The 26859-nt window shown below is 45.5% G+C and carries 22 protein-coding genes and 5 pseudogenes; 11 read left to right on the top strand and 16 right to left on the bottom strand.

Annotated features, from left to right (window positions below):
• Positions 1-11: 11 nt before the first annotated feature.
• The 3 genes and pseudogenes from GKO28_RS12735 to GKO28_RS22915 all read left to right on the top strand — a co-directional run bounded on the left by GKO28_RS12735 (position 12) and on the right by GKO28_RS22915 (position 4220).
• Complete coding sequence (locus GKO28_RS12735; RefSeq protein WP_182076509.1) at positions 12-887, top strand: efflux RND transporter periplasmic adaptor subunit; 876 nt, start codon at positions 12-14, stop codon at positions 885-887.
• Positions 866-1144, top strand: a complete 279-nt coding sequence (locus GKO28_RS12730; protein WP_182076508.1) for a hypothetical protein — start codon at positions 866-868, stop codon at positions 1142-1144. The genes GKO28_RS12735 and GKO28_RS12730 overlap by 22 nt, the downstream gene beginning before the upstream one ends.
• Positions 1144-4220 (top strand): annotated as a pseudogene (locus tag GKO28_RS22915) (efflux RND transporter permease subunit). The gene GKO28_RS12730 and the pseudogene GKO28_RS22915 overlap by 1 nt, the downstream one beginning before the upstream one ends.
• A 124-nt stretch (positions 4221-4344) precedes the next feature.
• Here the strand turns inward: GKO28_RS22915 and GKO28_RS12720 are convergent.
• The 14 genes and pseudogenes from GKO28_RS12720 to rluC form a co-directional block, all read right to left on the bottom strand.
• Entirely contained in the window at positions 4345-5256 is a 912-nt protein-coding gene (locus GKO28_RS12720; RefSeq protein WP_182076507.1) for a diguanylate cyclase, read from the bottom strand.
• Positions 5249-6385 carry a hybrid sensor histidine kinase/response regulator gene (locus GKO28_RS12715; protein ID WP_182076506.1) on the bottom strand — a complete coding sequence of 379 codons (1137 nt, stop codon included), beginning with the start codon at positions 6383-6385 and terminating at the stop codon, positions 5249-5251. The genes GKO28_RS12720 and GKO28_RS12715 overlap by 8 nt, the downstream gene beginning before the upstream one ends.
• Positions 6352-6960, bottom strand: a complete 609-nt coding sequence (locus GKO28_RS12710) for a HAMP domain-containing sensor histidine kinase (RefSeq protein ID WP_182076505.1) — start codon at positions 6958-6960, stop codon at positions 6352-6354. Before GKO28_RS12710 ends, GKO28_RS12715 begins: the two co-directional genes overlap by 34 nt.
• Positions 6930-7100 carry a histidine kinase dimerization/phospho-acceptor domain-containing protein gene (locus tag GKO28_RS22910; protein ID WP_374220769.1) on the bottom strand — a complete coding sequence of 57 codons (171 nt, stop codon included), beginning with the start codon at positions 7098-7100 and terminating at the stop codon, positions 6930-6932. Before GKO28_RS22910 ends, GKO28_RS12710 begins: the two co-directional genes overlap by 31 nt.
• A 56-nt stretch (positions 7101-7156) precedes the next feature.
• Positions 7157-8221 (bottom strand): hypothetical protein, encoded by a 1065-nt coding sequence (locus GKO28_RS12700; RefSeq protein WP_182076504.1) that lies wholly within the window; start codon positions 8219-8221, stop codon positions 7157-7159.
• A complete protein-coding gene (locus GKO28_RS12695; protein ID WP_182076503.1) occupies positions 8214-8816 on the bottom strand; it encodes a hypothetical protein in 603 nt (200 codons plus the stop codon). The genes GKO28_RS12700 and GKO28_RS12695 overlap by 8 nt, the downstream gene beginning before the upstream one ends.
• Complete coding sequence (locus GKO28_RS12690; protein WP_182076502.1) at positions 8776-9696, bottom strand: lipopolysaccharide assembly protein LapB; 921 nt, start codon at positions 9694-9696, stop codon at positions 8776-8778. The genes GKO28_RS12695 and GKO28_RS12690 overlap by 41 nt, the downstream gene beginning before the upstream one ends.
• On the bottom strand, positions 9680-10090 hold the full coding sequence (locus GKO28_RS12685; protein WP_182076501.1) for a hypothetical protein: 411 nt from the start codon (positions 10088-10090) through the stop codon (positions 9680-9682). The genes GKO28_RS12690 and GKO28_RS12685 overlap by 17 nt, the downstream gene beginning before the upstream one ends.
• Positions 10091-10112: 22 nt before the next feature.
• A complete protein-coding gene (locus tag GKO28_RS12680) occupies positions 10113-11147 on the bottom strand; it encodes a lipopolysaccharide assembly protein LapB (protein ID WP_182076500.1) in 1035 nt (344 codons plus the stop codon).
• Positions 11148-11573: 426 nt separating this feature from the next.
• A complete protein-coding gene (motD, locus tag GKO28_RS12675; RefSeq protein WP_182076499.1) occupies positions 11574-12344 on the bottom strand; it encodes a flagellar motor protein MotD in 771 nt (256 codons plus the stop codon).
• A gap of 9 nt (positions 12345-12353) precedes the next feature.
• Positions 12354-13286 (bottom strand): S49 family peptidase, encoded by a 933-nt coding sequence (locus GKO28_RS12670; protein ID WP_182076498.1) that lies wholly within the window; start codon positions 13284-13286, stop codon positions 12354-12356.
• Positions 13279-13635, bottom strand: coding sequence for a Rieske 2Fe-2S domain-containing protein (locus tag GKO28_RS12665; protein ID WP_182076497.1), 357 nt, complete (start codon positions 13633-13635; stop codon positions 13279-13281). The genes GKO28_RS12670 and GKO28_RS12665 overlap by 8 nt, the downstream gene beginning before the upstream one ends.
• The gene (locus tag GKO28_RS12660) at positions 13628-14284 is read right to left on the bottom strand and encodes an HAD-IA family hydrolase (protein ID WP_182076496.1); all 657 of its coding nucleotides are present in this window, start codon (positions 14282-14284) and stop codon (positions 13628-13630) included. Before GKO28_RS12660 ends, GKO28_RS12665 begins: the two co-directional genes overlap by 8 nt.
• Positions 14284-15247 (bottom strand): annotated as a pseudogene (gene rluC, locus GKO28_RS12655) (23S rRNA pseudouridine(955/2504/2580) synthase RluC). Before rluC ends, GKO28_RS12660 begins: the two are co-directional and overlap by 1 nt.
• Before the next feature lie 626 nt (positions 15248-15873).
• Here rluC and GKO28_RS12650 point away from each other — a divergent pair.
• The 5 genes and pseudogenes from GKO28_RS12650 (at position 15874) to GKO28_RS12625 (ending at position 21553) form a co-directional block, all read left to right on the top strand.
• Positions 15874-18765 (top strand): annotated as a pseudogene (locus GKO28_RS12650) (Rne/Rng family ribonuclease).
• Between the two features lie 139 nt (positions 18766-18904).
• Positions 18905-19054 (top strand): hypothetical protein, encoded by a 150-nt coding sequence (locus GKO28_RS12640; protein ID WP_182076494.1) that lies wholly within the window; start codon positions 18905-18907, stop codon positions 19052-19054.
• The gene (locus GKO28_RS12635) at positions 19014-19730 is read left to right on the top strand and encodes an HDOD domain-containing protein (protein ID WP_182076493.1); all 717 of its coding nucleotides are present in this window, start codon (positions 19014-19016) and stop codon (positions 19728-19730) included. Before GKO28_RS12640 ends, GKO28_RS12635 begins: the two co-directional genes overlap by 41 nt.
• Positions 19731-19925: 195 nt before the next feature.
• Entirely contained in the window at positions 19926-20627 is a 702-nt protein-coding gene (locus tag GKO28_RS12630) for a basic amino acid ABC transporter substrate-binding protein (RefSeq protein WP_247646786.1), read from the top strand.
• A 128-nt stretch (positions 20628-20755) separates the two neighbouring features.
• A complete protein-coding gene (locus GKO28_RS12625; protein WP_182076492.1) occupies positions 20756-21553 on the top strand; it encodes an amino acid ABC transporter permease in 798 nt (265 codons plus the stop codon).
• 47 nt (positions 21554-21600) lie between these two features.
• Here the strand turns inward: GKO28_RS12625 and GKO28_RS12620 are convergent, their stop codons facing one another.
• Both GKO28_RS12620 and GKO28_RS12615 read right to left on the bottom strand, forming a co-directional pair.
• The gene (locus tag GKO28_RS12620) at positions 21601-22992 is read right to left on the bottom strand and encodes a UDP-glucose/GDP-mannose dehydrogenase family protein (RefSeq protein WP_182076491.1); all 1392 of its coding nucleotides are present in this window, start codon (positions 22990-22992) and stop codon (positions 21601-21603) included.
• Positions 22993-23185: 193 nt separating this feature from the next.
• Complete coding sequence (locus GKO28_RS12615; protein WP_182076490.1) at positions 23186-23554, bottom strand: Mth938-like domain-containing protein; 369 nt, start codon at positions 23552-23554, stop codon at positions 23186-23188.
• A 167-nt stretch (positions 23555-23721) separates the two neighbouring features.
• Here GKO28_RS12615 and GKO28_RS12610 point away from each other — a divergent pair.
• The 3 genes and pseudogenes from GKO28_RS12610 (at position 23722) to GKO28_RS12600 (ending at position 26818) form a co-directional block, all read left to right on the top strand.
• Positions 23722-24971 (top strand): annotated as a pseudogene (locus GKO28_RS12610) (pyridoxal phosphate-dependent aminotransferase).
• A gap of 70 nt (positions 24972-25041) precedes the next feature.
• Positions 25042-26356: pseudogene (locus tag GKO28_RS12605) on the top strand (homoserine dehydrogenase).
• Between the two features lie 78 nt (positions 26357-26434).
• On the top strand, positions 26435-26818 hold the full coding sequence (locus GKO28_RS12600; RefSeq protein WP_182076489.1) for a hypothetical protein: 384 nt from the start codon (positions 26435-26437) through the stop codon (positions 26816-26818).
• Positions 26819-26859: the final 41 nt, after the last annotated feature.

Raw genomic sequence — 26859 nt, 5'->3', positions numbered from 1 at the left:
GAGCGAGTTAAATGAATAGATTCAACCTCGCAGCATTGAGTTGCTGTTGTTTATTAGCATTGAGTGCTTGCGAGAAAGCGCAAGACAATAAAAATGGCGCCAAGCGCCCAGTCAATATTATTAGTACGCAAGTCAAACAGGGCGCACTACCGCATCAGATTAGCGCCATTGGCCACGCCGAAGCGGTGCAAACCGTTGAAGTGCGCCCGCAAGTAAATGCACAAATCGCACAAATTCATTTTAAAGAAGGCGACATCGTCAAAGCCGGTCAATTGCTATTTACGCTCGATTCGCGCGGCGTACAAAGCCAAATGGTGCGCAGCAAAGCGCTTACCGAAAAAAGCAAAGCCGAGTTTGCCGAGGCCGAACGCAATTTAAAACGTACAGAAGAACTCGCTCAAGCTGGATTTTTATCGCCATCGGCAGTCGATACCGCGCGCGCAAAAATGGGCAGTTTACAAGCCCAAGTGGCGGCGGCCCAAGCCGATGAGCGCGCCAACGCAGTCGATCTGTCTTACACCCAAATTCATGCACCAATTACCGGCAGAACTGGCGCCATTGCCTTAAAACAAGGCAGCTTAGCGCAATCGAATGCCGCCCAAGCCTTGGTGACGATTTCGCAAACTGACCCGATTCAAATCAGTTTTAATATTAATCAAAGCGATTTACCGGCCCTACTTGCGGCGCAAAGCCAAGGCAAAGTCCCAGTAAAAACACAATTACCGAACGGCCAAACTCGCAGTGGCGAATTGGTGTTTCTCGACAATACCGTCGACAAAGCCAGCGGCACCCTATTGGCCAAAGCGCAATTTGCCAACGCTGATTTGCAATTGTGGCCGGGCTCAGCAGCAGCGTCACCATCGAATTGGCCGAACAAAAAGGTTTAGTTGTGCCGATTCAAGCGATTCAAACGGGTCCTGAGCAGCGCTTTGTGTATGTCATCGACCAAAACAAACAAGCACAGGTCAAGCCGATTCAAGTCATCCGTAGTGTTGGTAATCAAGCGCTGATTGAAGGCGTTGCCGCCGAAACCAAAATCATTAAAGAAGGCGGCCAAAATGTGCGCCCTGGCGCTCAAGTCATCGAAGCGAGTCGTCCGGCCTTGGCTGCCAGCAGCGCCGCTTCAGCGCAAGGGTCAAAATAATGAGTCACGGAATTTCTTGGTGGGCGATTCATCGCCCTGTGGCCACGCTGTTGCTGTGGATTGCCGTCATGGTGGCCGGCACGATTGCTTGGTTTCATTTACCCATTGCCGCACTGCCGACTTACGATACACCAACGATTAGCGTGTCAGCCAGCTTAACCGGCGCGTCGCCAGAAACCATGGCCAATGCGGTGGCAACGCCGCTCGAAAAGCAATTTTCAACCATCCCGGGCTTGGCGACGATGACATCGACCAGCAAGCTGGGTAGCACCAGTATTACCTTGGAATTTGCGCCCTCGCGAGATATTGAATCAGCGGCGGTCGACGTACAAGCTGCGCTGTATCGCGCCAATCGCAGCTTGCCAACCGATATGAAAAGCCCACCGAGCTATCGCAAAGTCAATCCATCGGATGCACCAATTTTGATGCTGAGTATTAATTCGCCATCGTTATCGCTGGCGCAACTGAATGATTATTCAGATAACCTCATTGGCCCAGCTTTATCGACCATTGATGGCGTGGCGCAAGTGACTATTTATGGGCAAAAACGCTTTGCAGTCCGCGTGGCGGTTGATCCGGATTTATTGGCTGCGCGCGACTTATCTTTGCCTGAATTAGCTAGCGCGCTCAAAACGGCCAATGCCAACTCACCCGTTGGCCAGCTTGAGGGCGAGCGCCAAACCTTAATGCTGGAAGCCAATGCGCAGCTCAAAAATGCCGCTGAATTTAGCCGCCTCGTTATCGCCACCAAAAATGGTTTACCGATTCGACTCTCGGATGTAGCCACCGTGGAAGACAGCGTTGAAAACATCAAATCAGGTAGCTGGATTGACGGTCAGCGCTCGATTATTTTGGCCATTTTGCGCCAGCCCGGCGCCAATACCGTCGCCACCGTGGATGCCATTAACGCCATGTTGCCGCGACTGACGTCGCAAATGCCCGCCTCAGTTGAAGTTAAAAAACTCAATGACCGCTCGACCTCGATCCGCGAATCGATTCATGACGTGAGTTTGACCTTGCTACTCACCATGGGCTTGGTGGTGTTGTCGGTGTTGCTATTTTTACGCCGAGCTGCCGCCACGTTAATCCCATCGGTATCGCTCCCGATCTCAATGCTGGCAACGTTTGCATTGATGTACTGGCTGGGGTATAGCCTAGATAACATTTCATTAATGGGCCTGACTGTGGCGCTGGGCTTGGTGGTCGACGATGCGATTGTGGTACTGGAAAACATCGTTCGCCATATCGAAGAAGGCATGGCGCCATTGGAAGCGGCCATCACCGGCGCAGGAGAAGTTGGTTTTACCGTCGTCTCGATTTCGATTTCGCTGATTGCAGTATTTATTCCGATCTTTTTTATGCCCGGCACCATCGGCCTGTTATTTCACGAATTTGCCGTCGTCGTGTCTTTAGCGGTGTTGGTTTCAATGGCAGTCTCATTGACCTTAATTCCACTGTTTGCCGCGCGTTTTTTAAAATCACACACGACGAAGAAAAAATCGAGCCGGCGTGGAGTCGTTACTTTGAAGCCGGTTTTAATCGCTTACTGGCCGCATATCAGCGCAGTTTAGCCGTCGCTTTGCGCCATCAACGCTGGATGCTGTTGCTGACCTTGGCTACTTTTGCCGCCACCGCCGCGCTGTATATCCAAGCACCCAAAGGCTTTTTCCCACAAGAAGACATCGGGCAAGTGCAAGCGAGCATGGATGCCTCGCCAGATATTAGCTATCCGGCACTGTTGGCGTTACAGCAAAAAGCGGCACAAGCTTTACTCGACAACCCCAATGTCGCTACCGTCGCCTCTAGCCTAGGGAGCAGCGGCAGCGGCGGGCGTTTCTTTATCACGCTCAAGCCACGCCAAGAGCGACAAAACATGGCGAAAACGCTCGATAGCTTACGCAAATCAACGGGTAAAATTGCGGGTATTAGCATGTTTTATCGCCCTACCCAAAATTTGCAGATTGGTGGACGTAGCGGTAAAAGTAGTTATCAATATACTTTGCAAGCCGTGAGCTCCGACCAGTTGGAATCATGGGCCGATCAGCTTAAAAACACGCTGGCCGCCAACCCCACATTCCGCGACGTGACCTCCGATTCGGAACAAAAAACGCTGCAAGCCAAAATCAACGTCAATCGTGATCGCGCCAGCGAATTAGGCATTGATATGCAAAGCTTGCGCGATACGCTGTATGGCGCGTATGGCGAACGCGAAGTGGCAACTATTTATGCGCCGCAAGACAGCTACTCGGTGCTGATGCAACTCAAAGACAGCGCCCGCCAAGATGAAAACGCACTCAATTTACTTAAAGTGCGCAGTAAATCAGGCGCTTTAGTGCCTTTAAGTAGCTTTGCCACCATCGAAAGAACCGCCGTTACCACGGCAATCAATCACCAAGGCCAACTGCCTGCGATTACGATTTCATTTAACTTGGCCGAAGGTGCGTCGCTGTCGGATGCTGCACGCGAAATTAAAGCCAGCGAAAGCCAAATCGGCCTGCCCGGTTCGATCTTTGGTGCATTTGCCGGGGATGCCGCGCTGTATCAACAAACGCAATCGAGCCAGCTTTGGCTGATATTGATCGCCGTTGCCGTCATTTATGTGGTGCTGGGGGTGTTATACGAAAGCTGGATTCATCCGATTACCATTTTGGCGGGGACTCCATCGGCAGCGATTGGTGCGCTACTCGCCCTGCAAATCACCGGACTAGAGCTCACGTTTATTGCGATGATTGGGATTTTGCTGCTGGTCGGGATTGTCAAAAAGAACGCCATCATGATGATCGACTTTGCCCTTGAAGCGCAGCGCAAAAACGCCCTACGCCCGATTGATGCTATTACTGAGGCCAGCGCCAAACGCTTTCGACCGATTATGATGACCACGCTTGCGGCACTGATGGGGGCATTGCCCCTCGCTCTGGGCTTAGGTGCTGGCGCTGAACTACGTCAACCCTTGGGGGTGAGTATTGTCGGTGGGCTGATTTTCTCGCAACTCATCACACTCTACATCACCCCAGTTTTATATCTCACCTTGGAAAAACTAGAGAAACCACGAGGTATATTGCTAGATAACAAATAAACCATGGCGCACAAATGAATACCCTACCCGTAGTTTATGCACTGTGCGCCAATACGCCACGATCTTACATGATCAGATTACGTATCATCACGCTTGGCTGTGGCACTCAAGGAAATAGATCGCTTTAAAGTAAATGAACATTCGCATGACGAACTTGATTGCGGCCCTGATCTTTGGCTGCATACAAGGCCTTATCCGCATTCATCAATAATTGCGCATGTTGAATGCGGCTCGTAGTGCTCGAAGTTGCAATCCCAATACTGACCGTCACACACATTGTGACGGCACTATTTAGATGTGGAATTCGCAAAGCCTCAATACTACTGCGAATTCGCTCTGCGATTTGCAGCGCCAATTCCTGATCAGAATTCTCCAGCACACAACAAAACTCTTCTCCGCCATAACGAGCCGCAACATCGGTCACTGAGCGTAGCGAAGATTGAATGACCCCCGCAACTCGCTGCAAGCAAAGATCCCCAGCAATATGTCCATATAAATCGTTATATTGTTTAAAAGAATCGACATCAATTAATAAAATCGACAATGGTTGAGTCAACCGCAATGATCGATCTTGTACTTGATCAAGTAATTCAAATAATCGCCGACGATTGGCCATCCCCGTTAATACATCGGTTTGTGATAACACCCGCAGCAAATCCTTAGTCCGCTTTAATTCCAAATGATTGTGCACTCGAGCACGAACAATTGAGGCATTAAATGGCTTTATAATATAATCAACAGCCCCCGCCTCTAAACCTCGAGTTTCTTGTTCAGGGGATGATAAAGAACTAATAAAAATAATTGGGATATCCCTAGTTTCTAACTTAGATTTTATAATTTCACAAAATTTAAAACCATCGACCTCTGGCATCATAATATCGAGCAAAATCAGCTCTGGTAGCTTACGCTCGATATGGCATAAGGCCTGCTCTGCACTCAAAGCAAAATGGACATCATGCTCATCGCCCAAGACCTCGCCCAGCGTCTCTATCGTATTCATTTGGTCATCAACCACTAAAATAAAAGCCTCATCCATTAATAATCACCTCTTCCACTGACAAGGGAATTCGTTGATTCAATGCTACTAATGCAGCAGGATAATCCAACTTTTCTAAAGCGCTGGTCACATCAACCAGCAAATTAAATTTAGACTCAGGCAATTCGGCCTGCAAAGCCAATAGTAATTTCCTAGCACGTAAACTGTTATTCTTCAAAGCTGTTTGCAATCCTAGAGCTGTGGTTAAACAGCTTTTCGGCAACAGACCTTCGGCTTGAATCAAAGAGTTAGACATTGATTCAATCTCTATCAATGGTAATATTTTATTTTTTTTAGCTCGTAACCATGCTTGCTCTAATTCATAAAAATCAGGGATTTTTTTTATCGTCTCCTTCTGCTGCTGAAACAATGCTTGTTCTAATTCACTCGCCGAACGATAAAAATCCATTAAACCTAATGTTCCGGAGACACCACGCATCGCATGAATTTTTTCAATATAATCATCTAAACGATCGACATGCTTAAGCTGATTAACTTCAGTAAAAAACTGCTGATTTTCAGAGAAAAAATGCAATAGCCATCTCTGATAACGAGATAAATTTCCATTCAAACGATCTAATGCTTCGTCAACAGCAACACCTAAATCAGTGAGTTGCTCTATCCACTGCAAAGCTGGCGCTGATAATGATTTTTTTAAATTATTAAAGTCTTGGCCTACCGTTTTATTCATTAATGGCAATGAAATTCCGCGTTGCAACTGATAATGAATTGCTTGATTTAATGCTTGATGTAAACCACGAGACGAAACCGGCTTGGTTAAATAATCATTCATACCAATAGCCATCCCCTCATCTTGCTCTTTTGCCGTGGCATTAGCCGTTAACGCGACAATATAAATATCAGGATCTTTAACACGATACTGTAAATAACCGCCTTCACGAATTAAACGCGTAGCGGTCATTCCATCCATAATTGGCATACGCCAATCCATCAAAACAACATCAAAACTCATTTCAGACAAGGCACGTAATGCTTCTTCACCATTATCCACCACAATCAATGAAAGATTCATTTCTTCAACTAATGCACGCACAATCAATTGATTCGTTTCAACATCTTCAGCATAAATCACTTTTATTTTATATAATTTAATGGCAATAATGGACATTCATATTTTGATAGTTCCTCAGGCACATTGACTATCGGCAATGGAATTTCAACTCTAAAATGACTACCTTCATTGGGCGCACTCGTCACACCGAGAGAACCATTCATTAACTCAATTAAACCACGACAAATTGACAACCCTAAACCAGTGCCACCATATTTTCGAGTTGTTGACGTATCGGCCTGTTCAAATTTTTGAAACAACCGGCCAATCGTCATTTCATCCATACCAATACCCGTATCGCTAATTAATATCTTAACCTGTTCATTATCTCGATAAGCCGTAATTGTTACCGAACCCTGCTCAGTAAACTTAATTGAGTTTCCAATTAAATTAAATAATATTTGCCTTATCCGCGTTGGATCTCCCAAGCAACCAACAGGACTAAACCGAGATATATTCAATATAAATGTAATGCCTTTTTCTTCGGCACGAGCCGTAAAAAAATCAACGACTTGATGCAATAATTTAATCAAATCAAATGGAATTGATTCAATCGATAATTTCCCTGATTCAATTTTTGAAGCATCCAGAATATCATTAATTATCTCCAACAATAATTCTGCATTCTCCAAGCCCATCCGAACTTGAGTACGAGTCGCAGGACGTAATTCTTTTTGCCCCCCGCCAAACGTAACATACCAATAACACCCGACAATGGCGTTCTAATTTCATGACTAATTAACGCTAGAAAATCACTTTTCGCCTGATTGATCGCAATTAAGGTATTTTTTTCTGCTAAATGCTCTGCTTGCTGCCGAATGCTTTCATTTAGAATATTTTGTTTTTTTGCTGTTCAGATTTTAATAACTTCAATCGCATTTCCATACGCGATATTTTTCGCATAGTGCTACTTTCAATTTGGGTAAAAGTTCGCTCTTTTGCTAATTTAATTGCTAACTCGGTATGGCGCTCATACAAAGTAAGCGCTAATTCAAACTGCCCCATATTCTCATATACCGCAGATTGAATTCGACTCGCTTTCATTTCTTGATGCTGTGCCCCGCCTTGATAGGCCGCATCAAGCGCATGTTGCGATTCAACTAAAGCCACTTGCATATCGCCTTGTAGTAAAGCTATTTCAGCAATTCCCAGCTGCCCCATCACCGTAGACCAAGCATAATGATGGCGTTGTGATAAAGTAATCGTTTGTAAAAAGCATTGTCTTGCTTCGTTATATCGCCCTAAACCGAGTTGTGCAAAACCTGAATGCATAATTGCTTCACTCATCATGCCTGCATCATTGGTGTGTGGATAAAGTGCTCGGCATGATGCTAAATGCTGCAAGGCTAATTCATGCTGTGCTAATCGTTGATAATCATGGCCTAGCCATAAATGCAGCATCATGAGTAATTGGTCATCATTTAATTCTTGCACATAATCATAAGCAATTTTATGATGCCGCAAAGATTCTTCAGCCATATCAAAGTATAAATAAACACCACCAATCCCTACGTAGGCCTTTATATAATGAACAATAGAATGTTGATTGAGTGCGAGCTCAAGACATTGGCCCCAAGTACTTAACGCATTATTTAAATCACCTAAAATATAGTAAACTTTACCTAGACACTCATAAACATCTAGCAATAGAAAATCTAAATTTAACTTCACAGCAATTTTTAATGCAGACTCTAACATCTGCCGAGATGAAATATAACTTCCTGTTTTTTCAAATGCTTCACCGCGTAAAAATAACGCCTGAGCTAATATGGTTTCATTATCCAGCTCTTTGGCTTGTTCAATCAATTTCTCTGACAAAATCAATGCTTGCTGATAATTATGTCTTCTAAATTGTTTTTGCTGTGCAAATAAACTTGCAAGTTGCTCAGACATGCTCTAGCTCCTTTTTCAATAATATATCTATCTGTCTAAGCATGGTTTCATTTGCAAGTTGTAGTTTAAATTTAACCTTAATCTTATCTTTGCCATATCGTTCCCATGGAAGACTTTCAATCGCCATAGCCAGAGATTGAGCAAACTCCATTAAAATAAAATTCGACTCTTTTGGGTAAATAATATAGCGATATGGCGGTACAAATATCCATAAGTCACTCAAAGCACAGTAATCATTAAGTAATATTGAAATTCGCTGCTCAACCACAGAGTCAATCAGAAAATCTAATGTAAGCTCAATAACTCGATCACTAAAATCAGCAGACTCACATCGCAAACGAAATTGTCTTAAATGCTGTAATGAAACACCAGGAACAACCCAGCCTGCCAACTTTTCAAATTTAACATGGGTTCTAACCAGTAAAGCACGCACTTTATCTAAGCGATTTAAATTTAATCTAAACCCTTTTTCTCCAATCTCATGCGTAATATGTCGAATTGTTTGCCTTTCATAAGCACGTAGAACATTTAAAGCCGATAGATAGTCATTGCATTCACGGTACGCTTGATAAAGTAAATAATTTAAACCTAGCATCTAAGTCATTATGATTAACTTCTTTCAATATTTTCTTTGCATTTAACAAGACAGGGAAAATATTAACCAGCTTATTAATACTCTGTAGACTCTCCCCATAATTAACAACGGTAATACAGTATCCCCACTTCATTTTATAATTACTGGCGATTGCCAAAGCCACTTCATAATAAAAAATAGCCAACTCATCATTACCATTTTTCCAATATGAATTTGCATATCCATTGCAAATTTGTACCAACCATGTCATATCACCATGTGCCAATGCATAGGGCTCAATTCTAGCAAGTAACGCTAAAGCCGCATCATATCGCTTTGTGGATAACAAGCCATCGACCAAAAAAATCCCACTTTTTGCTATCAATTTATTACTATGAATCGACTCGGCCAACTTCAAACCATTGCGCATTAAAATATCAGCGTTCTCATATTGCCCTAACTGATAATAAATCATTGATGCATTTAAATATGCCTCAACCCCATATTCCAATTGAGTTAATTCTAATGCTAAGTCAATCGTTTTTACCCAAATCTCAATAGCATGTATATATTGACTATTTCGCTCTAAAGCAACCCCAAGCCATAACATAGAAAAAGGTAAATGTTCGATATCTTTATTTTTTTCAACTAATTTAGTTCCTTTTTTCAGCGTAGCTAATGCTTTAGCATCCTCATCAAATGCTAATAAAATTCTCCCATGCAGGGCATAGGCATACCCCAGCCAAGGATGCACTTCATTCTTACATCGATGTACTAAATCTTCGCATAAATTACGACTATCTGAACCTGACTCCCAGTATGATTTCTCTACATTGTAAAATTGAGATTCAATGTCCTGATGGTAAGTAAAATTATCTAATCTCTTAGATAAATAGTTCATTTTTTTTACCCCCATCTTCCAAAGGTAAAAGTAATTCAATTGCAGCTTGAAGTGAAATCAATTGTATTTTTACTACGGGAGGATTCAATCCATGCCAGCGCCATGGAAACCCATCAATTACTTTTTCTAGTTGATTTAACGCAGCAGCTGAATTGACATAGGCTTGATCAGGGATAATTAAATATGCAAAATTAGGTAGTTTGGTCCATGTTGACTCAGCAAGGCAAAACTCACGCAGCAAAGCATTCATTTTTTGTAAATACAACCCAGTTACATATAATAGGCCCAGTAATTGAACATGAATTACTTTAACAGAATTTGAAGCACTGAAACATTTCAATTTAAACTGTTGATAACGAACTCTAGACTCACCCGGAGATATCAAATCAAGCATGTGCTCAAAATTTTTTCTTGTTTTAATTATTTTTTTTTCGCGACCGATCCAATCTTGATAAATTTAATGCACTTGCCTTTAAATCATGTAATAAATGATCAGACAACAATGACTCAGAAAACTGCTTATATTTTTTTATCTCAGACAAAGCAGATTTAAAGTCACCAATATGCTTATAGGCATTAAGTAATAATTTAGCACTTTGCCTCCTTACATTACCATAATCAAATTGCTTAATCCCCTCTGCCGAAATTTCTAAATAATTAATCGCCTCTTCAAAGCGATTTTGCTGAATCAAAAACTCACCATACTTTAATAAGGTTAATGATTTTGCCCATACTGCATGATTAAAATTCGAAATGGCTAGCATTGACTCAAAGTAGACCTCAGCTAACTCATTTTCATTCATTCCTGCATATGCAGTAGCAATATTGATTCCTGCTTCAACTACCCATGTCATATCACCATACTGAAGTGAGCTGGACTCTATTTGATTCAAAATATAAAGAGCACTAGCATGATCGCCTGACTCATTCAAATAGTTAGATAAAAATATTCCGCTTTTTGTAATTTGTTTATGATCATTCAGTAAAACAGCTAGGCGATATCCAATAATTAATATTTCTTTTGATGCATCAAACTGACCAGCAAAATAGTAAATTTGGCTGATATTGACATAAGATTCAATCGCAATACTAATCTGTGAATACTCCAATGCTAATTCTACGGCATAGGTAAAATCTTCGACCGCAACAACATGACGTTTCAAATTAAGATTACATTGTCCACGCAACAAATAAGCTTCCGCTTTTAATTCGAACAATGAATGATTCTGAATTTTTTTTAATGTTTGTGTTATTGAATAAAGAGCTGGGCGATATTGCCCTTTACCCCATAACATTTTGCTGTGCAGCAAGTGCATTTTTGTTGAGTGAAGTGCCGACAGTTCTATTTGCTTACAACGCGCCAATAAGGCGCAACTGGCCACATAAGCTTGCTCGATATCGAATAAAAATAATTCCTCAAGCTGCTGAAAAAAAAAGCGGCAGCTGCTCATTACTCGCCGATGAAAAATCCTGCAAAGCTCACTCCTTAGCACGCAGCCTATTTCTATATGTCTTGAATCAGATTAGTTGCTTAATTTTAAAAATGCGAGAATTGTCAAAACTCAGTTCAAATAATTAACAATATAGAAATTTTGAAGAAAGAATTTACTTTGAACATGCTATTTGAAACTTTGGCAACAGCACTTTTGAATTGACGAAGTCGCTTCGCTAAAAAGCTGATCTACAAATTTAGATCGAATCTCACCACCACGTAGCTTTATGCCAGTTTCAGTGACGACAAAATTGAAGGAGGAAGTACAGACTAACTAAAAGAGGCTTAAGGACTAAATGAGAGGGCTAGCACTCATACAATCGAAGGGATTGGGAATGGCAGAAGCTAATCGCCAACAGGTATCGGGGCATCAGCAAAATACAAGCTATGGATTGCTCGGTAAGATGGCAACCTCATCTTTGTTATCTGCCAAAATATTCAAAGTAACACGTCGATTTTTAGCTCGTCCTTGAGCTGCATCATTGGTATCCATTGGTCTAAACTCACCAAAACCAATCGCCGCCATTCTTTGGGGTGCAACACCTGCTTGTTCAAATAAACGCACCACACTCGAGGCACGTGCAGCTGAAAGCTCCCAATTACTTGGAAACTGTCCAGCTCGAATCGGTTGATTATCGGTATGACCTTCTACTTGTATTAAATTGTCACTTGCTTTAACCAGCTCGGCGATCGTTAGTAATGCGTCTTCTGAGCTAGTTTGTAATTCAGCACGCCCAGTGTCAAATAAAATAGAGTCACTGATTTCAACGGCAATCCCACGTTTTGACTGAGTCACCTTCACTTTGCCCTGATCGATCAGACTCCCCAATGATTCTCGCAAGTCATTGGCCATACCTTTCATTTTTTGAGTTTGTTGTTCGAGTTTAGGATTGCTTGGACTGATTTGAGGTGCCAGTTTAATTTGTTGTGGACTACCTTTGATGGCTTGATTGTCTAGCTGCACGGCAGGAGGATTTTGCTGTGGTTTGAATGCATCGACCAAGGAATTAGACAGTACTTTGTACTTGCCTTCGTTCACCGATGAAATGGCATACATCACCACAAAAAAAGCAAACAACAGCGTGATAAAGTCGGCATAAGAAACCAGCCATCTTTCATGATTTTCGTGCTCTTCATGCCGTTGTTTGCGTGCCATAACGCCTACTTATTTAATTTGTAAACCAAGATGGGTGCTAAATGTCGTTGCAGCAGCAACTCCCAATTGACGCGCAAGGCGATCAGCATAAGTCGGTTGCGGCGTAAAATCGACGATGTTATCGACTTTAACAATATCACGCGCCACACTTTCTACTGAACCTAATCCATCGACTAAGCCAAGTTTGACACCGGTTTCACCTGACCAAACGAGACCTGAGAATAAGTCCGGATTATCAACCAATTTTTTTCCGCGCCCCGCTTTAACAACGCCAATGAACTGCTGATGGATTTCATCGAGCATGCCAAGGGCGCGCTCTTTTTGCTCAACACTTTGTGGTGAAAATGGATCTAAAAAGCCTTTGTTTGCCCCAGCAGTGAGTAAGCGACGCTCAATCCCGACTTTTTCCATGGCCCCCGTAAAGCCAAAACCATCCATCAATACGCCAATCGAACCGACAATCGATGCCTTATCTGCATAAATTTGTTGACCGGTTACTGCGGCGTAATAACAACCCGAAGCGCAGATATCTTCAATCACCACATAAAAAGGGATTTGCGGATGCAGTTTTTTAAGGCGCTGAATTTCATCGTGCATCATGCCCGCTTGAACTGGGCTGCCGCCTGGACTATTGGCACGCAAAATCACTGCTTTGGTATTTTTGTCTTCAAACGCAGCGCGTAAACCTTCGGTAATCAATGCACTGGTCACCTCGCCACCGGCGGCAATTGTTCCTTGTAAATCAACCACCGCGGTATGTGCTTTCATGGTGGCTTTATCACCATCTTTACCCAACCAGCCCATCAACAAAGCCAAGATGAGGAATAAATAGCTAAAGGTCAGTAACTTAAAGAAAATCCCCCAACGACGCGCACGGCGCTGCTCTTTAATTGAGGCGCCGAGCACCTCTTGCAAAACACTACGCTCTTGCGCTTCATTCATTACTAATTCCTTCCTTAGTCAGCCAGATGGCTTCATTTTGTTCAAATACAGCAATCGATTGCAATCGTTGCCCCGAACATGGGCCACCTAAACATAGACCATTGCGGGGGTCGTAATAAGCACCGTGGGTAGAGCACACTAAATACTGTCCACTTAAGTCAAATACATCACCAAGATTGTAATCGAGTTCAATTGGTATATGCGCACATTCATTGAGATAGCCGTACACCATCCCCTGAAAACGAATCAATATGGCCTGACGTTCTCGCCCTCGCTGCATCAAAACAAAACGAAACGCCAAGCCACACTCAACCACATCCGTCGAAACGCAAATTTTGCGTTTAGCCATGCGCCAAAATCCAATCAGTCAATCGACTAAAATCATCAAAATGAGCCAACGGTTGTAACGGTAATAAATCATGCAATGGATGCGCACCATAACTTAATGCCAAACTCGCCGTGCCGGCATTGATTGCCAGCTGCAGATCATGCGTTGTATCGCCAATCATCAAAGTGCGGTGGCCTTCGATATCGCATGCTTCAAGAATGTATTCCAACATCGCAGGATGTGGCTTAGAAAAAGCCTCGTCCGCAGTGCGGCTCACCTCAAAAAATGGCGACAATCCCGTTGCTGCCAACACGCGATCTAAACCTGCGCGTGACTTTCCGGTGGCCACTGCCATGCGAAAACCTGCGGCTTGTAAACGTAACAAGCCCTCTTCAACACCAGAATAAAGCTGTAATTCATGGTCTTGAGATAAAAAATGACCACGGTAGGCATCGACAATACGCTGAATTTGCTCAGCATTTAATTGCGGGCCCAAGTATTGCATCGCTTCATGTAAACCATAACCAATGACAAAGCGTGCATCCTTATCACTTGGTTCAGTTAAACCAACATCGCGAAATGCACGTTGAATCGAGCGTGCAATCATGCCAGTACTATCCATCAAGGTGCCATCCCAATCAAACACCAATAAATCAAATTGTCGGCTCATTATTTTCCTTGAGAATTCAATGTATCTAAATAAGATTGCAACTCTACGGGCAAAGGCGCTTCAAGCACCATTCGCTCTCCCGTTAGTGGGTGATCCAAACTTAAACGCCAAGCATGTAAAAACATCCGTTTTAAAACCATGTCGAGCCACTGTTTTATTTACGGAGGCATCGCCGTATTTATCGTCACCTAAAATCGCATGCCCACTGGCAGATAAATGGACCCGAATTTGATGGGTTCGACCCGTTTTAAGCTCACATTCAAGCAAACTGGCTTGATCTGCCCACACTTGCTTACGGTTTACGGTTGTCTGAGACGTTAAACCATCGCTATGCACTTTAACTCGGCGCTCACCTTCTGGTGTTTCATACTTGAGCAGCTTAAATTTCACATGACTACGCTCATTTGGCCAGACACCCTCAACCAAAGCGAGGTAACGCTTATCAATACGGTGGTTTTCACGCAACACTTCATGCATTTTAACTAAAGCACTGCGCTTTTTAGCCACCAACAATAAACCCGATGTATCTCGATCCAAGCGATGTACCAATTCTAAGAATTTGGCTTGCGGCCTTTGCGCGCGCAAAAGCTCAATCACACCAAAGCTAATTCCGGAACCGCCATGCACGGCCATCCCAGACGGTTTGTTTAAAACAATCAAGGCATCATCTTCAAAAACAACTGGGATTTGTACCGCCTGTGCAGCACCAGAAACAGTAGCTGGCACCGCCGCTTTCTCAGCAACGCGTACCGGTGGAATGCGAATCACATCATTCGCAGCAATGCGATAGGTCACATCGACCCGCCCCTTATTTACACGAATTTCACCCGAGCGAACAATGCGGTAAATATGGCTTTTAGGTACCCCTTTCAACATTTTTAATAAAAAATTATCGAGCCGTTGACCGGCATCTTCTGCTTCGATCGTCACGAAAGTGACAGACGCTTTGCTAGTCTCGGACATATTGACATATACTCTGTGACGCGCTGCAATTTGCAGCAAGTTGTGGCCGCTTTAAGCTAAATACTTAAAGACTGGGGTGGCAACGCAATTTAGGTATTAATGAAAAAATACTGCTAAATTGCCCGTGGTGAGGCTTTACCAAAGCGCACCACCGATCTAATTACAAATTCCGCTCTTTGACCGCAAGCTCAGCCTTATCAGCTGACGAATTCTTTCCCGCCGTAGATAAAAATACTTTATCTGCCAACTCCATATTTGGAGCTGATGCGCGGGGCTCGTCATGCCAGAGAGGTGACGCCGGTTATCAGAGTCGGAGAACGGTTATAACGCTCACCGTAGCATCAAGCAGCGATGGTAATTGATTTATTACATTAGTGCACTGACCGGATTGATTCACACTAAGTTGTCTAAAACAAAGAAACTTAGGGTATAGCTAGACAGACCTCATAATGATTATTGTGGAGAACGATACCCAGTTCCTAAGCCGCAACATCTAGCCTTTTTGTTACCTCCCGCAGATTTAATTTAATCTGCGCCAGATAGCATGGCTGCTATTGCGCCGAACTGACGTCTTCACCACCCTGTTGATTTGCACTCAATCTGAGCAGTGTGCGCCGGAGTCCTACATGAAGCGCATGCTATTTAACGCAACACAAGCTGAAGAGCTACGTGTTGCGATTGTCGACGGTCAAAAACTGATCGACCTCGACATCGAAACCGTTGGTAAAGAACAACGTAAATCCAATATCTACAAAGGCGTCATCACTCGCATCGAGCCTTCGCTTGAAGCGTGTTTCGTTGACTACGGTTGCGACCGTCATGGCTTTTTGCCATTTAAAGAAATTGCTCGCTCATACATGGGTGACGGCGAAGGTGGTCGTGGCCGCGTAGCCGGCAATCTTTCTGAAGGCCAAGAAGTCATCGTTCAAGTCGAAAAAGACGAACGCGGCAATAAAGGCGCAGCCCTCACTACCTACATCAGCTTGGCCGGTCGTTATTTAGTTTTGATGCCAAATAACCCTCGTGGCGGCGGTGTTTCTCGCCGTATCGAAGGCGAAGAGCGCAATGAATTGCGCGCAGCAGCATGGATCAACTCGATACGCCAGTCGGTACCAGCCTCATTGCACGTACTGCCGCTATTGGCCGCAACGCCGAAGAATTGCAGTGGGATTTATCTTATTTGCTACAACTGTGGCGCGCTATCGAAGACGCAGCAACCAAACAAACCGGCGCATTCTTGATCTATCAAGAATCTAGTCTGGTGATTCGCGCCATCCGCGATTACTTCCAACCGGATATCGGTGAATTACTCATCGACAAACGTGACATCTACGAGCAAGCCCAGCAGTTTATGGCGCACGTAATGCCAGGCAGCGCGCACAAAGTAAAATTCTATCAAGACGATGTGCCACTGTTTTCACGCTTTCAAATCGAGCATCAAATTGAAACCGCTTATTCACGTGAAGTGAGCCTGCCATCCGGCGGCGCCATCGTACTCGATCGCACCGAAGCGTTATGGTCAATCGACGTCAACTCGGCTAAAGCCACTCGCGGTGGTGACATCGAAGAAACAGCCGTGCGTACCAACCTTGAAGCGGCCGATGAAATCGCCCGTCAAATGCGTTTGCGCGACGTAGGTGGTTTGATCGTGATCGACTTTATCGACATGGAAAACCCGAAAAACCAACGCGAAGTAGAAAACCGTGTCCGTGAAGCATTGCATCACGACCGTGCTCGCGTACAGACAGGCAAAATCAGCCGCTTCGGTCTGCTTGAATTGTCACGTCAACGCCTGCAACCAAGCTTAGAAGAAACCAGCCACATGGCCTGCCCACGCTGCCACGGCACCGGTTTCATTCGCGGCATTGAATCATCGGCATTGCACATCTTGCGCATCATTCAAGAAGAAGCAATGAAAGAAAACACCGGCGCAATCCACGCCCAAGTGCCAGTTGATGTCGCCACATTCTTGCTCAATGAAAAACGTGCGGAATTGTTTGCAGTTGAAGATCGCCTCAAAGTCGGCGTGATTTTGATCCCAAATACGCATTTAGAAACGCCAAACTACAGCATCACGCGTTTACGCCACGATGATGTTAACCAACTTGAAGACATCCTGCCTTCTTATCGCATGGTTGAACAACCGACGGATGAAGGCTATCAGCCAGCTAAAGCCAAGGAAGAACAAGCCAAGCGTCAAGAAGCGGCGGTAAAAGGCATTACGCCATCACAACCGGCACCAGCGACATCCGAGCGCCCAACGCGTCAAGCGGCCCCCGAAGTTAAAGCATCGCTATGGCAAAAAATTGTTTCATGGTTTAGTGCTACGCCAGAAGTCGTTAAAGCTGAAGAAGTTAAGCCCGCACCGCGTCCACAACGCGGCCGCAACGATCAACGCCGCAATCGCAACGAACCTCGTCCAGATAGTCAGCGCGGTGAAACGCGTGATGCAACTCGTGATCGTACCGAGCGTAATGCGCGCCCAAGCAATAAGCCGCGCATTGAAGAAGACTTGCAAAAACGTGACAATCAAAACCGCCCCGAAAAAGCGGAACGCCCTGAGCGCGCCGAGCGCCCTGAACGTCAGCCACGTCCGGAACGCCAACCTCGTGCAGAACGTACGCCGCGCAATGAGCAACGCAGTGAAACACTCAAGGCCGATTTGGCTGCAGTCACCACGGCACCAGAAAACGCAGCGACAGCGTCCACCGATAGCAACGCAGAAACGCGTAGCCGTCGTCGCCGTGGTCGTCGCGATCGTCGCGACCGCACGGATGTTGAAACTACCGTTGTTGAAAGCGCTGCAATTGCGACTGAAACACCAACAACTCAAGTTGCAGTGATTAAAACAAGCACAGCGGAACAAGCTGTTCCTGCACAAATCGCCACCGCACCACAAGTGGCTGAGGCTGTCGCGCCAGCGCCTGTTGCTCCTGCTCCTGTTGTTGCTCCTGCTCCTGTTGTTGCTCCTGCTCCTGTTGTTGCTCCAGCTCCTGTTGTTGCTCCAGCTCCTGTTGTTGCTCCTATAGAGGCTGTTGCTCCGGCTACAGTAGTCTCAACACCCAGAAGTCGCTAAAGAACGAGTTGCCGCTGAACCTGCGATGCAACAAGCTGCTACTACAAGTGATTCAGTTACTGCAACGCCAGCCGTACACAAAGAAGTCGTAGCTAGTGTAACGACAAGCAATGTAGAGGCTCCAGCTGCTGAAGCCAAAACGACGCCTCTGGAAGCAAGCAACTTAACGCAAGTCGCAACGCGACAAGCTACAGCACCTCAACCTGAGGCAGTGATCAATACGACTGCGACGCGTCGACGCAATGCCGTGGCTAAACCAGTCATCGTCAATGAAGCCATTGAGCTAAAAATGGTTGAAACTGCCACAGCTGTAGTCGTAACAACAGTGGTTGATACTCAACCACTTAAAACAGTCCGCCGTCGCCGCGATGTTGCCGCTGAAACGCAGGACAAAACGGCTAGCGCTGATGGTTTATCTCAAATTGAGACCCATCAAGACTAATCAGTAACTCAGCCACAATCGCCAAAAGCCGTACTCAATCAATGAGTACGGCTTTTTTACGTTTGAAACTGGCATAGTGATTTCTGGTGTTCTAGTATGACTAAGCGTAATTGACAAAAATACACTGGGAGTAAGACCAATGAAATTAGAAGAAGTCTTTGAACAAACTCACAAGTTACCTACCATCCCTAAAGTCGTTCAGGAGCTGATCGACAGCTTCAGCAAAGATGACATCGACATAGATACTGTTGCAAAAAAAAATAGCGCAAGATCAGGTTATTACCGCTAAAGTACTTCGTCTTGCCAACTCAGCACACTTTGGTGCTAGCCGCCAAATTGGTTCGGTACAAGAAGCAGTCGTAGTTTTAGGTTTCAATACGGTGCGTACACTGGTGGTCGCTTCTGGTATTACGGGTGCCTTTGTCGCCACACCTGGCTTTGATCGTAAAGTATTTTGGAGAAACAGCCTCTCAGTCGCCACGATTTGCAAATGGTTAGCCAAACAGGCCAAGATTAATGCCGAGGTCGCCTTTACATGCGGCATGATTCACAATATCGGTGAAATGCTCATCCATATTATCGCGCCAGAACTCGCAGTTAAAATTGATAAATTTGTTGAAAGTGGCGGTGATCGTGTTGCGCTTGAGGCCAATAATATTGGCTTTGACTATGTCATGGTGGGTGAAGAGCTAGCAAGACGGTGGAACTTCCCAGTCGAAATCCAACTTGCAATTCGTGGTCAAAACTCACCACTAAGCCAAGAACCAATCAGTAAGCTCACTGCCGTCCTGTTTTTAGCCAAATTAATTACCGTTTTAACCACAGAAAAAACCAGCATCGAAGATCTGGCCGAACAAATTCCAGATTCAGTTTTAGTTGAGACAGGCATCAACAAAGACGAGCTATTCTTTAAGCTCTCTGAACTATCTGAACTATCAAGTGGGATGGATGACATCATTGGCTAAGACGGTGCAATCGCTACAGACCTAGGGATAATCCTGATTATATTGAACTTTAAAGCTTACTAGCATCTGGGCAGCGTGAGAATTTTGTGTATTTCATATACAATTCTCGTCCTGCCCTTTTTCTTGTTGTACCTGGAGATAATAATGAATACAAAAAAACTAGGTTTTCTTGCTAGCGTTCTGTTTGCCAGTCTGATGTTCAGTACACATGCCAATGCTGCAAAAGTGTATCAAGTTGCAACCGATGCAGCTTATGCGCCCTTTGAGTCACTCAACAGCAAAAAAGAAGTGGTTGGATTTAGTGTTGACATTCTTGAGGCGATTGCCCAAAAAACAGGCATGAAAATCAAATTCATCAATACGCCATGGGAAGGTATTTTTGCCACACTACCCAATGGTGATCGTGACATGGTTATTTCATCAGTCACCATTACGCCTGAACGCAAACAATCAATGGACTTCTCAGAGCCTTACTTTGAAGCTAAACAATTGATTGCGGTAAACAAAAAGAGCAAAGTAAGTAAATTTACTGATTTAAAAACCATCAAAGTCGGTGTACAAACGGGCACCACTGGCGATGAAGTGATTCAAAAGTTACAGGGTAAAACCAGCCCAAATATCAAACGCTTTGAATCAACGCCATTGGCAATCAAAGAATTGGAAAATGGTGGTGTAGATGCAGTCGTCGCAGATAACGGTGTCGTTGTTAACTTTGTTTCAAACAACCCAAAATCGAACTTAAAAATCATCGACGACGCTACTTTTGCCAAAGAATATTATGGTATTGCAGTGAAAAAGGGTAACAAAGCCTTGATCGAACAAATCAATAAAGGCTTAGCCGCAATCAAAGCCGATGGCACCTACGAAAAAATCTATACCAAGTACTTTGGTAAATAAGCGAATCACCAGCAGTCACTCAGCATCAATTTAAGTTTGATCCGTTGAATTGGCATTAAGCATCAACCCTAGAAGCGCACCGCTGAACGGTCGCGCTTCTTTTTCTTCTGTATCAAATAGGTATGACCATGGATTTCATTACGATTTGGCAACAAATCCAACAAACAGCACCGCTCCTTGAGAACTTCCAACTACAAATTGTTTGGGAATATCGAGATCTATTTATTGACGGCGCCAAAATGACACTCGGCATCACCTTAGTTGCGGTGACCGTGGGAACCTTAATTGGTCTATTTGCCGGCATGGCTCGATTGGCTGAAGTGAAGCATGGTGTCTGGAAATATCCAGTCAAACTATTATTACGCTGGCCAGCGACTGCTTACGTGACTTTTTTTCGTGGCACGCCGCTATTCGTACAAATTTTATTGACCCACTTTGCCGTGATGCCTTTATTGGTTCATCCCGATACCGGTATTTTACTCAGTGGTGACATGGCGGCCACTTTACGTCAAGAATATGGTGCATTTTTGTCAGGTCTAGTCGCCCTCACATTAAATGCCGGCGCATATATTACCGAGATTTTCCGCGCAGGGATTCAATCAATTGCCAAAGGTCAGTTTGAAGCTTCTCGCTCACTCGGTATGTCGTATGGCCAAACCATGCGCTTTGTCATTATTCCACAAGCATTCCGCCGTATGTTGCCACCACTTGGCAATGAAGCCATTATGCTGGTGAAAGACAGCTCCTTAGTTTCTGCGATTGGTTTAGCTGAACTGGCCTATGCCGCGCGTACCGTTGCGGGTGCTTATTCTCGCTACTGGGAGCCGTATCTCACCATCTCATTTATCTACTTAATCATGACTTTGGTACTCGCAGCCGGAGTCAGCCACTTAGAAAAACGCTACCAGCAAAGTGGTGGTATGTAATCAACAGCGGTTGGTCGTGGCCAGCGCCATGATCAACCGCAATTAAATCAAGCCAGATTCAAGGCCTGCTCAGACGGTTCCGCCATCAATGCGCGTGCAATTAATGCCGGATAAATTTGCTCCCGTCCAATCGGATAGTACTCAAACCCTTGTTTTGCCAAATACTGCGGCTCGTACAGATTTCGCCCATCAAAAATAATCGCCTGCGACAATAGCGCCTTCATTTCAGCAAAATCTGGACTACGAAACACCTTCCACTCTGTCATCACCACTAAAGCATCGGCTTGCATGAGCACGGCCTGAGGCCCTTCGCCATAATGCAGCCCAGTTGCATGAGGCATCACCCGCTGCGCCTCGATCATCGCGACGGGATCATACGCCGCAATCGTTGCACCTTGCGCCAATAGGTACTCGATCAATACGCGGCTGGGTGCATCGCGCATATCATCGGTATTGGGCTTAAAGGCCAATCCCCATAATGCAAAATGCATCCCAGCTAAATTGCCGGCAAAACGCTGCTTGATTTTATGAATAATGACGGATTTTTGCGCTAGATTAGCGTGCTCAACGGCGGCCAGCACCCGCAACTGAATGCCGTTTTCATTAGCGGTACGCTGCAAAGCTTGTACATCTTTAGGAAAGCACGAGCCACCATAGCCCACGCCGGCGTATAAAAAATGGTAGCCAATGCGCGGATCGGCACCGATCCCTTTACGCACCAGCTCAATATCGGCACCTAAAATTTCCGCCAAATTTGCCAATTCATTCATCAATGAGATGCGCGTCGCCAACATGGCATTGGCCGCATACTTGGTCATTTCAGCCGAGCGAAGATCCATCAATAAAATTCGATCATGATTGCGCACAAACGGGGCGTATAAAGCATGCAATAAATCGCTTGCGGTCTCATCATTACAACCAATCACAATCCGATCTGGCCGCATAAAGTCATCAATCGCAGCCCCTTCTTTTAAAAACTCGGGATTGGCAACGACCGCAAAACTTGCATTTAAACCACGTAGCGCCAACTGCGCCGCAATCACCGCTCGAACCTTATCACCCGTGCCAACAGGCACCGTGGATTTATTCACAATCACTTTATAGGTATTCATATGGCGGCCGATATGGTTGGCGGCCGCTACGACGTATTGCAAATCGGCGGAACCATCCTCATTGGGTGGCGTTCCCACCGCAATAAATTGAATCGTGCCATGCGCCACTGATTCAGCAATATTGCTTGTAAAGCGTAATCTTGCCGCCGCACGATTACGCTTGATCATTTCTTCTAAGCCTGGCTCATAAATGGGCACGCCACCTTGATTGAGCAACTCAATTTTGCTGACATCCACGTCCAAACACAGCACATCATTGCCGTACTCAGCCAAACACGTTGCCGTCACCAAGCCAACATAACCCGAGCCAATAACCGTCACTTTCATTTTATTTCCCCAATCAGGGTGAAAATCGGATGACTTACAAGAAATATTTTGTGGGTATGAAGACCTAAGGCTTACGCATATTGAACTACAAACAAATACCTAATAAAAAACCAAGCAACGACCCGCGATAACACTCACCCCACGCACTGAAAATAACAGATAGACTTTACTAATTCATGACAATGAAATTAATTTAACTATGCAAAACCAAGGCCAGTACACGGCGATCTTCTGCGGTAAGCACATTAAAAGTACGGCACAACGCCCCTGTATCCATCATATCAACCCCAATCCGTTGACTAGAGAGCGCGGCGTACAGCTGTGGATGTGGGAATTGAATCTTGCTCCCCGTGCCTAACAGCACCAGCTCAGGCGCATACCCCCACAACTCAGCAAAATCTTCCGCAGTTAAATCGGCAAACGACGTCGGACGCCACGAATGAATCTCATTGGGCAGCACCAATACGCTGCCTTCAAAACGCTCATCGTTCACTTTGACGCCCGTGGCGTCATACGCGGTAAATTGATTCACATTTTTTACTTTGGATTGATGCAGCTTCATACGCAAATGCCTATTTAAGTGATTTTGCTCGATTCTACCAAAGCCGCCTGCGTCTAAAGCGCAAAAATACGTGCGAACTGTGCATTTAATACACGTAGATGACCATTTCCCTCATTCTTTCGTTAGAATACGGGGTTTCCCTGAAAAACCTTTGCGCAGGCCATACGATGGAAGCCATCCTCAAGTCCAACAAATTATTGAACATCTGCTACGAAATCCGTGGACCGATTCCAGAGCGAGCGCGGCAGATGGAAGAAGAAGAAGGCCATCGCATTATCAAACTCAATATTGGCAACCTCGCCAACTTTGGTTTTGATGCGCCCGAAGAAGTCGTGCAAGATGTGATTCGCAATTTGGCCAATGCCGCCGGTTATGTGGATTCCAAAGGTTTATTCCAAGCCCGCAAAGCCATCATGCATTACACGCAACAAAAAAATATTGCCGACGTGACCGTTGACGATATTTACATTGGTAATGGCGCGTCTGAGCTCATCGTGATGAGTATGCAAGGCTTACTCAATACCGGTGATGAAGTCTTGGTACCAATGCCAGACTATCCACTCTGGACCGCCGCAGTCAGCCTCGCCGGCGGTACGCCACGGCATTACCTCTGCGACGAGGCCGATGGCTGGCTGCCATCGATCAGCGATATGCGTGCCAAAATCACCCCAAAAACGCGCGGGCAATTGTGGTCATCAACCCGAATAATCCAACCGGCGCGCTGTATCCAGATTCGGTACTGCTCGACATCATTGCGCTGGCGCGTGAGTTTGGCCTGATTATTTATGCCGATGAAATTTACGATAAAGTGCTGTACGACGGCGTTAGCCACACCTCAATCGCTTCGCTGGCCGATGATGTACTTTTTGTCACGTTTAATGGTTTGTCGAAAAACTACCGCGCATGTGGTTATCGCTCCGGTTGGATGATTGTTTCTGGCGAAAAACATCGCGCCAAAGACTATATCGAAGGCCTGAATATGCTGGCGACGATGCGTTTGTGTGCCAATGTGCCATCGCAATACGCCATCCAAACCGCGCTCGGCGGCTATCAAAGCATTGATGATTTAGTGTGCGAAGGCGGCCGTTTAGCCAAACAACGCGATTTGGCTTACAACATGCTCAGCGCCATGCCCGGCGTTTCGGTCGTCAAGCCGCAAGCCGCGCTGTATATGTTCCCCAAGCTCGATCCGGTGATTTACCCGGTGAGCGACGATCAGCAATTTATGCTCGAATTGCTGCAAGATGAAAAAGTACTACTGGTCCAAGGCACTGGCTTTAACTGGCCACAACACGATCACTTTCGCGTGGTTTTTCTGCCTAATTTGGACGACCTCACCGATGCGCTCAATCGCGTCGCCCGCTTTTTGACGCAATGGCGTAAACGCCATGGCACCGGTGAGTTTGCTGCAAAATAACCGTAGGGTGGGTCTGCCACCCGCTAATAAACCGTCGGGTTTCGCTAACCCGAGCGACAAGGGAAGCAAAATGAAAGCAATCAACGTTGGCCTGTGTGGCGTAGGAACAGTCGGTGGCGGTACCGCCACCGTTTTAAAACGTAACGGTAATGAAATTGCCCGCCGTGCTGGCCGCCCTATCGTCATTACGATGGCCGCCAATCGCGACTTAGATCGCGCACGCGAATTAGTGGGTAACGATGTACTGCTCACCGACAATGCGATGGATGTGGTGAACAATCCCGATATCGACATCGTCGTTGAACTCATTGGCGGCACCACCGTTGCCAAAGACTTGGTTTTAGCCGCGATTGCCAACGGCAAACACGTTGTCACTGCCAATAAAAAACTCATCGCCGAATACGGCAATGAAATTTTTGCCCTCGCCCAAGAAAAAGGCGTCATTGTGGCCTTTGAAGCCGCCGTCGCCGGCGGTATTCCAGTGATTAAAGCACTGCGCGAAGGTTTAACTGCCAACCAAATCGAATGGGTGGCCGGCATTATCAACGGTACATCCAACTTTATCCTGACTGAAATGCGCGATAAAGGCTCGGCCTTTGCTGATGTCTTAGCCGAAGCGCAGCGCCTCGGTTACGCCGAAGCGGATCCGACTTTCGACATCGAAGGCCACGACGCCGCGCACAAACTCACCATCATGAGCGCGATTGCTTTTGGCATTCCAGTGCAGTTCGACAAAGCGTATTTAGAAGGCATCAGCAAACTCGACGCGGCCGATATTAAATACGCCGCCGAATTGGGCTATCGCATCAAATTGCTTGGCATGACGCGCCGCCGCCCGAACGGGCATTGAATTGCGCGTGTCACCGACATTGATTCCGGCTGGCCGCTTGATCGCCAATGTCGACGGCGTAATGAATGCGGTGCTGGTCAAAGGTGACGCCGTAGGCGCAACTATGTATTACGGCCCGGGCGCTGGCGCCGAACCAACCGCCTCATCGGTGATTGCCGATTTGGTCGACATCACTCGCCTGCACACTGCTGATCCAGAACATCGCGTACCGCATCTAGCGTTCCAACCGTCGCAAATCGCCAATTTGCCGATTTTGCCAATCGACGAAGTGGAAACTTGCTATTACCTGCGCTTAACCGCCAAAGATTTACCCGGCGTGTTGGCCGATGTCACTGGTATTTTGGCTGAAGGGCAAATTTCGGTCGATGCCATGCTGCAAAAACCTGCTGCGGCAGCCGGCGGCACTGCTGAGATCATTATCGTGACGCACATCGCGATTGAAAAAAACATCAACATCGCCATCGCCAAAATCGAAAGCCTCGCCAGCACGCATGGCAAGGTGGTGAAATTGCGTTTGGAGCATTTGAACGGTTGATGGATGTAAATCATGTAAGTCGGATGAGCCGTAGGCGTTATCCGACCTACACGTTGTATCAAATTCGGGGTTCATGAAATGCAAACTGAAACGGGCACGATGAATATCGCAGAAGAATTAAGCGCAACCCAAATCGGCAAAGCCAGCATTGCCTACACCGAAGCATTAGCGACGCTCAGTGAACCGGTAAAAAAGCCAAGACAGTACCTTTTGCTCGCCACCCTAGGATTTGCACTCAGTATGACCGTCCTAACAGGACTCGGCGATTGGATAATTAGCGGCATATTTACAATTAAACCCACGGTCTATTTCTTAGGATTTTTCTGCGCTATTTTTGCTGCATTCTTAATCATTAATCTCTATGACGAGATACGTCAAATGCGCAAACGACTTGATGCTGCGATTGTGCTGTTGAATTTAACAAGCCAAAAAGAAATAGATTTAATCAAAAACAAACTTTGAAATAACAACTACGTATATCAACCCAAACCTTAAGAATACTA

Origin of the sequence: Deefgea sp. CFH1-16, from assembly GCF_016881365.1 — a bacterium.
Taxonomy (GTDB): Bacteria; Pseudomonadota; Gammaproteobacteria; order Burkholderiales; family Chitinibacteraceae; genus Deefgea.
This window is presented reverse-complemented; position numbering and strand designations above follow the sequence as displayed.

Bases quoted from the DNA above. Each gene is read 5' to 3' on its own strand.
- GKO28_RS12735 (WP_182076509.1), top strand. From the start codon at position 12: ATGAATAGATTCAACCTCGCAGCATTGAGTTGCTGTTGTTTATTAGCA.
- GKO28_RS12720 (WP_182076507.1), bottom strand. From the start codon at position 5,256: ATGGATGAGGCTTTTATTTTAGTGGTTGATGACCAAATGAATACGATA.
- GKO28_RS12715 (WP_182076506.1), bottom strand. From the start codon at position 6,385: ATGTCCATTATTGCCATTAAATTATATAAAATAAAAGTGATTTATGCT.
- GKO28_RS12700 (WP_182076504.1), bottom strand. From the start codon at position 8,221: ATGTCTGAGCAACTTGCAAGTTTATTTGCACAGCAAAAACAATTTAGA.
- GKO28_RS12695 (WP_182076503.1), bottom strand. From the start codon at position 8,816: ATGCTAGGTTTAAATTATTTACTTTATCAAGCGTACCGTGAATGCAAT.
- GKO28_RS12690 (WP_182076502.1), bottom strand. From the start codon at position 9,696: ATGAACTATTTATCTAAGAGATTAGATAATTTTACTTACCATCAGGAC.
- GKO28_RS12685 (WP_182076501.1), bottom strand. From the start codon at position 10,090: ATGCTTGATTTGATATCTCCGGGTGAGTCTAGAGTTCGTTATCAACAG.
- GKO28_RS12680 (WP_182076500.1), bottom strand. From the start codon at position 11,147: ATGAGCAGCTGCCGCTTTTTTTTTCAGCAGCTTGAGGAATTATTTTTA.
- motD (WP_182076499.1), bottom strand. From the start codon at position 12,344: ATGGCACGCAAACAACGGCATGAAGAGCACGAAAATCATGAAAGATGG.
- GKO28_RS12670 (WP_182076498.1), bottom strand. From the start codon at position 13,286: ATGAATGAAGCGCAAGAGCGTAGTGTTTTGCAAGAGGTGCTCGGCGCC.
- GKO28_RS12665 (WP_182076497.1), bottom strand. From the start codon at position 13,635: ATGGCTAAACGCAAAATTTGCGTTTCGACGGATGTGGTTGAGTGTGGC.
- GKO28_RS12660 (WP_182076496.1), bottom strand. From the start codon at position 14,284: ATGAGCCGACAATTTGATTTATTGGTGTTTGATTGGGATGGCACCTTG.
- GKO28_RS12640 (WP_182076494.1), top strand. From the start codon at position 18,905: ATGAAATTAGAAGAAGTCTTTGAACAAACTCACAAGTTACCTACCATC.
- GKO28_RS12630 (WP_247646786.1), top strand. From the start codon at position 19,926: ATGTTCAGTACACATGCCAATGCTGCAAAAGTGTATCAAGTTGCAACC.
- GKO28_RS12625 (WP_182076492.1), top strand. From the start codon at position 20,756: ATGGATTTCATTACGATTTGGCAACAAATCCAACAAACAGCACCGCTC.
- GKO28_RS12620 (WP_182076491.1), bottom strand. From the start codon at position 22,992: ATGAAAGTGACGGTTATTGGCTCGGGTTATGTTGGCTTGGTGACGGCA.
- GKO28_RS12615 (WP_182076490.1), bottom strand. From the start codon at position 23,554: ATGAAGCTGCATCAATCCAAAGTAAAAAATGTGAATCAATTTACCGCG.
- GKO28_RS12600 (WP_182076489.1), top strand. From the start codon at position 26,435: ATGCAAACTGAAACGGGCACGATGAATATCGCAGAAGAATTAAGCGCA.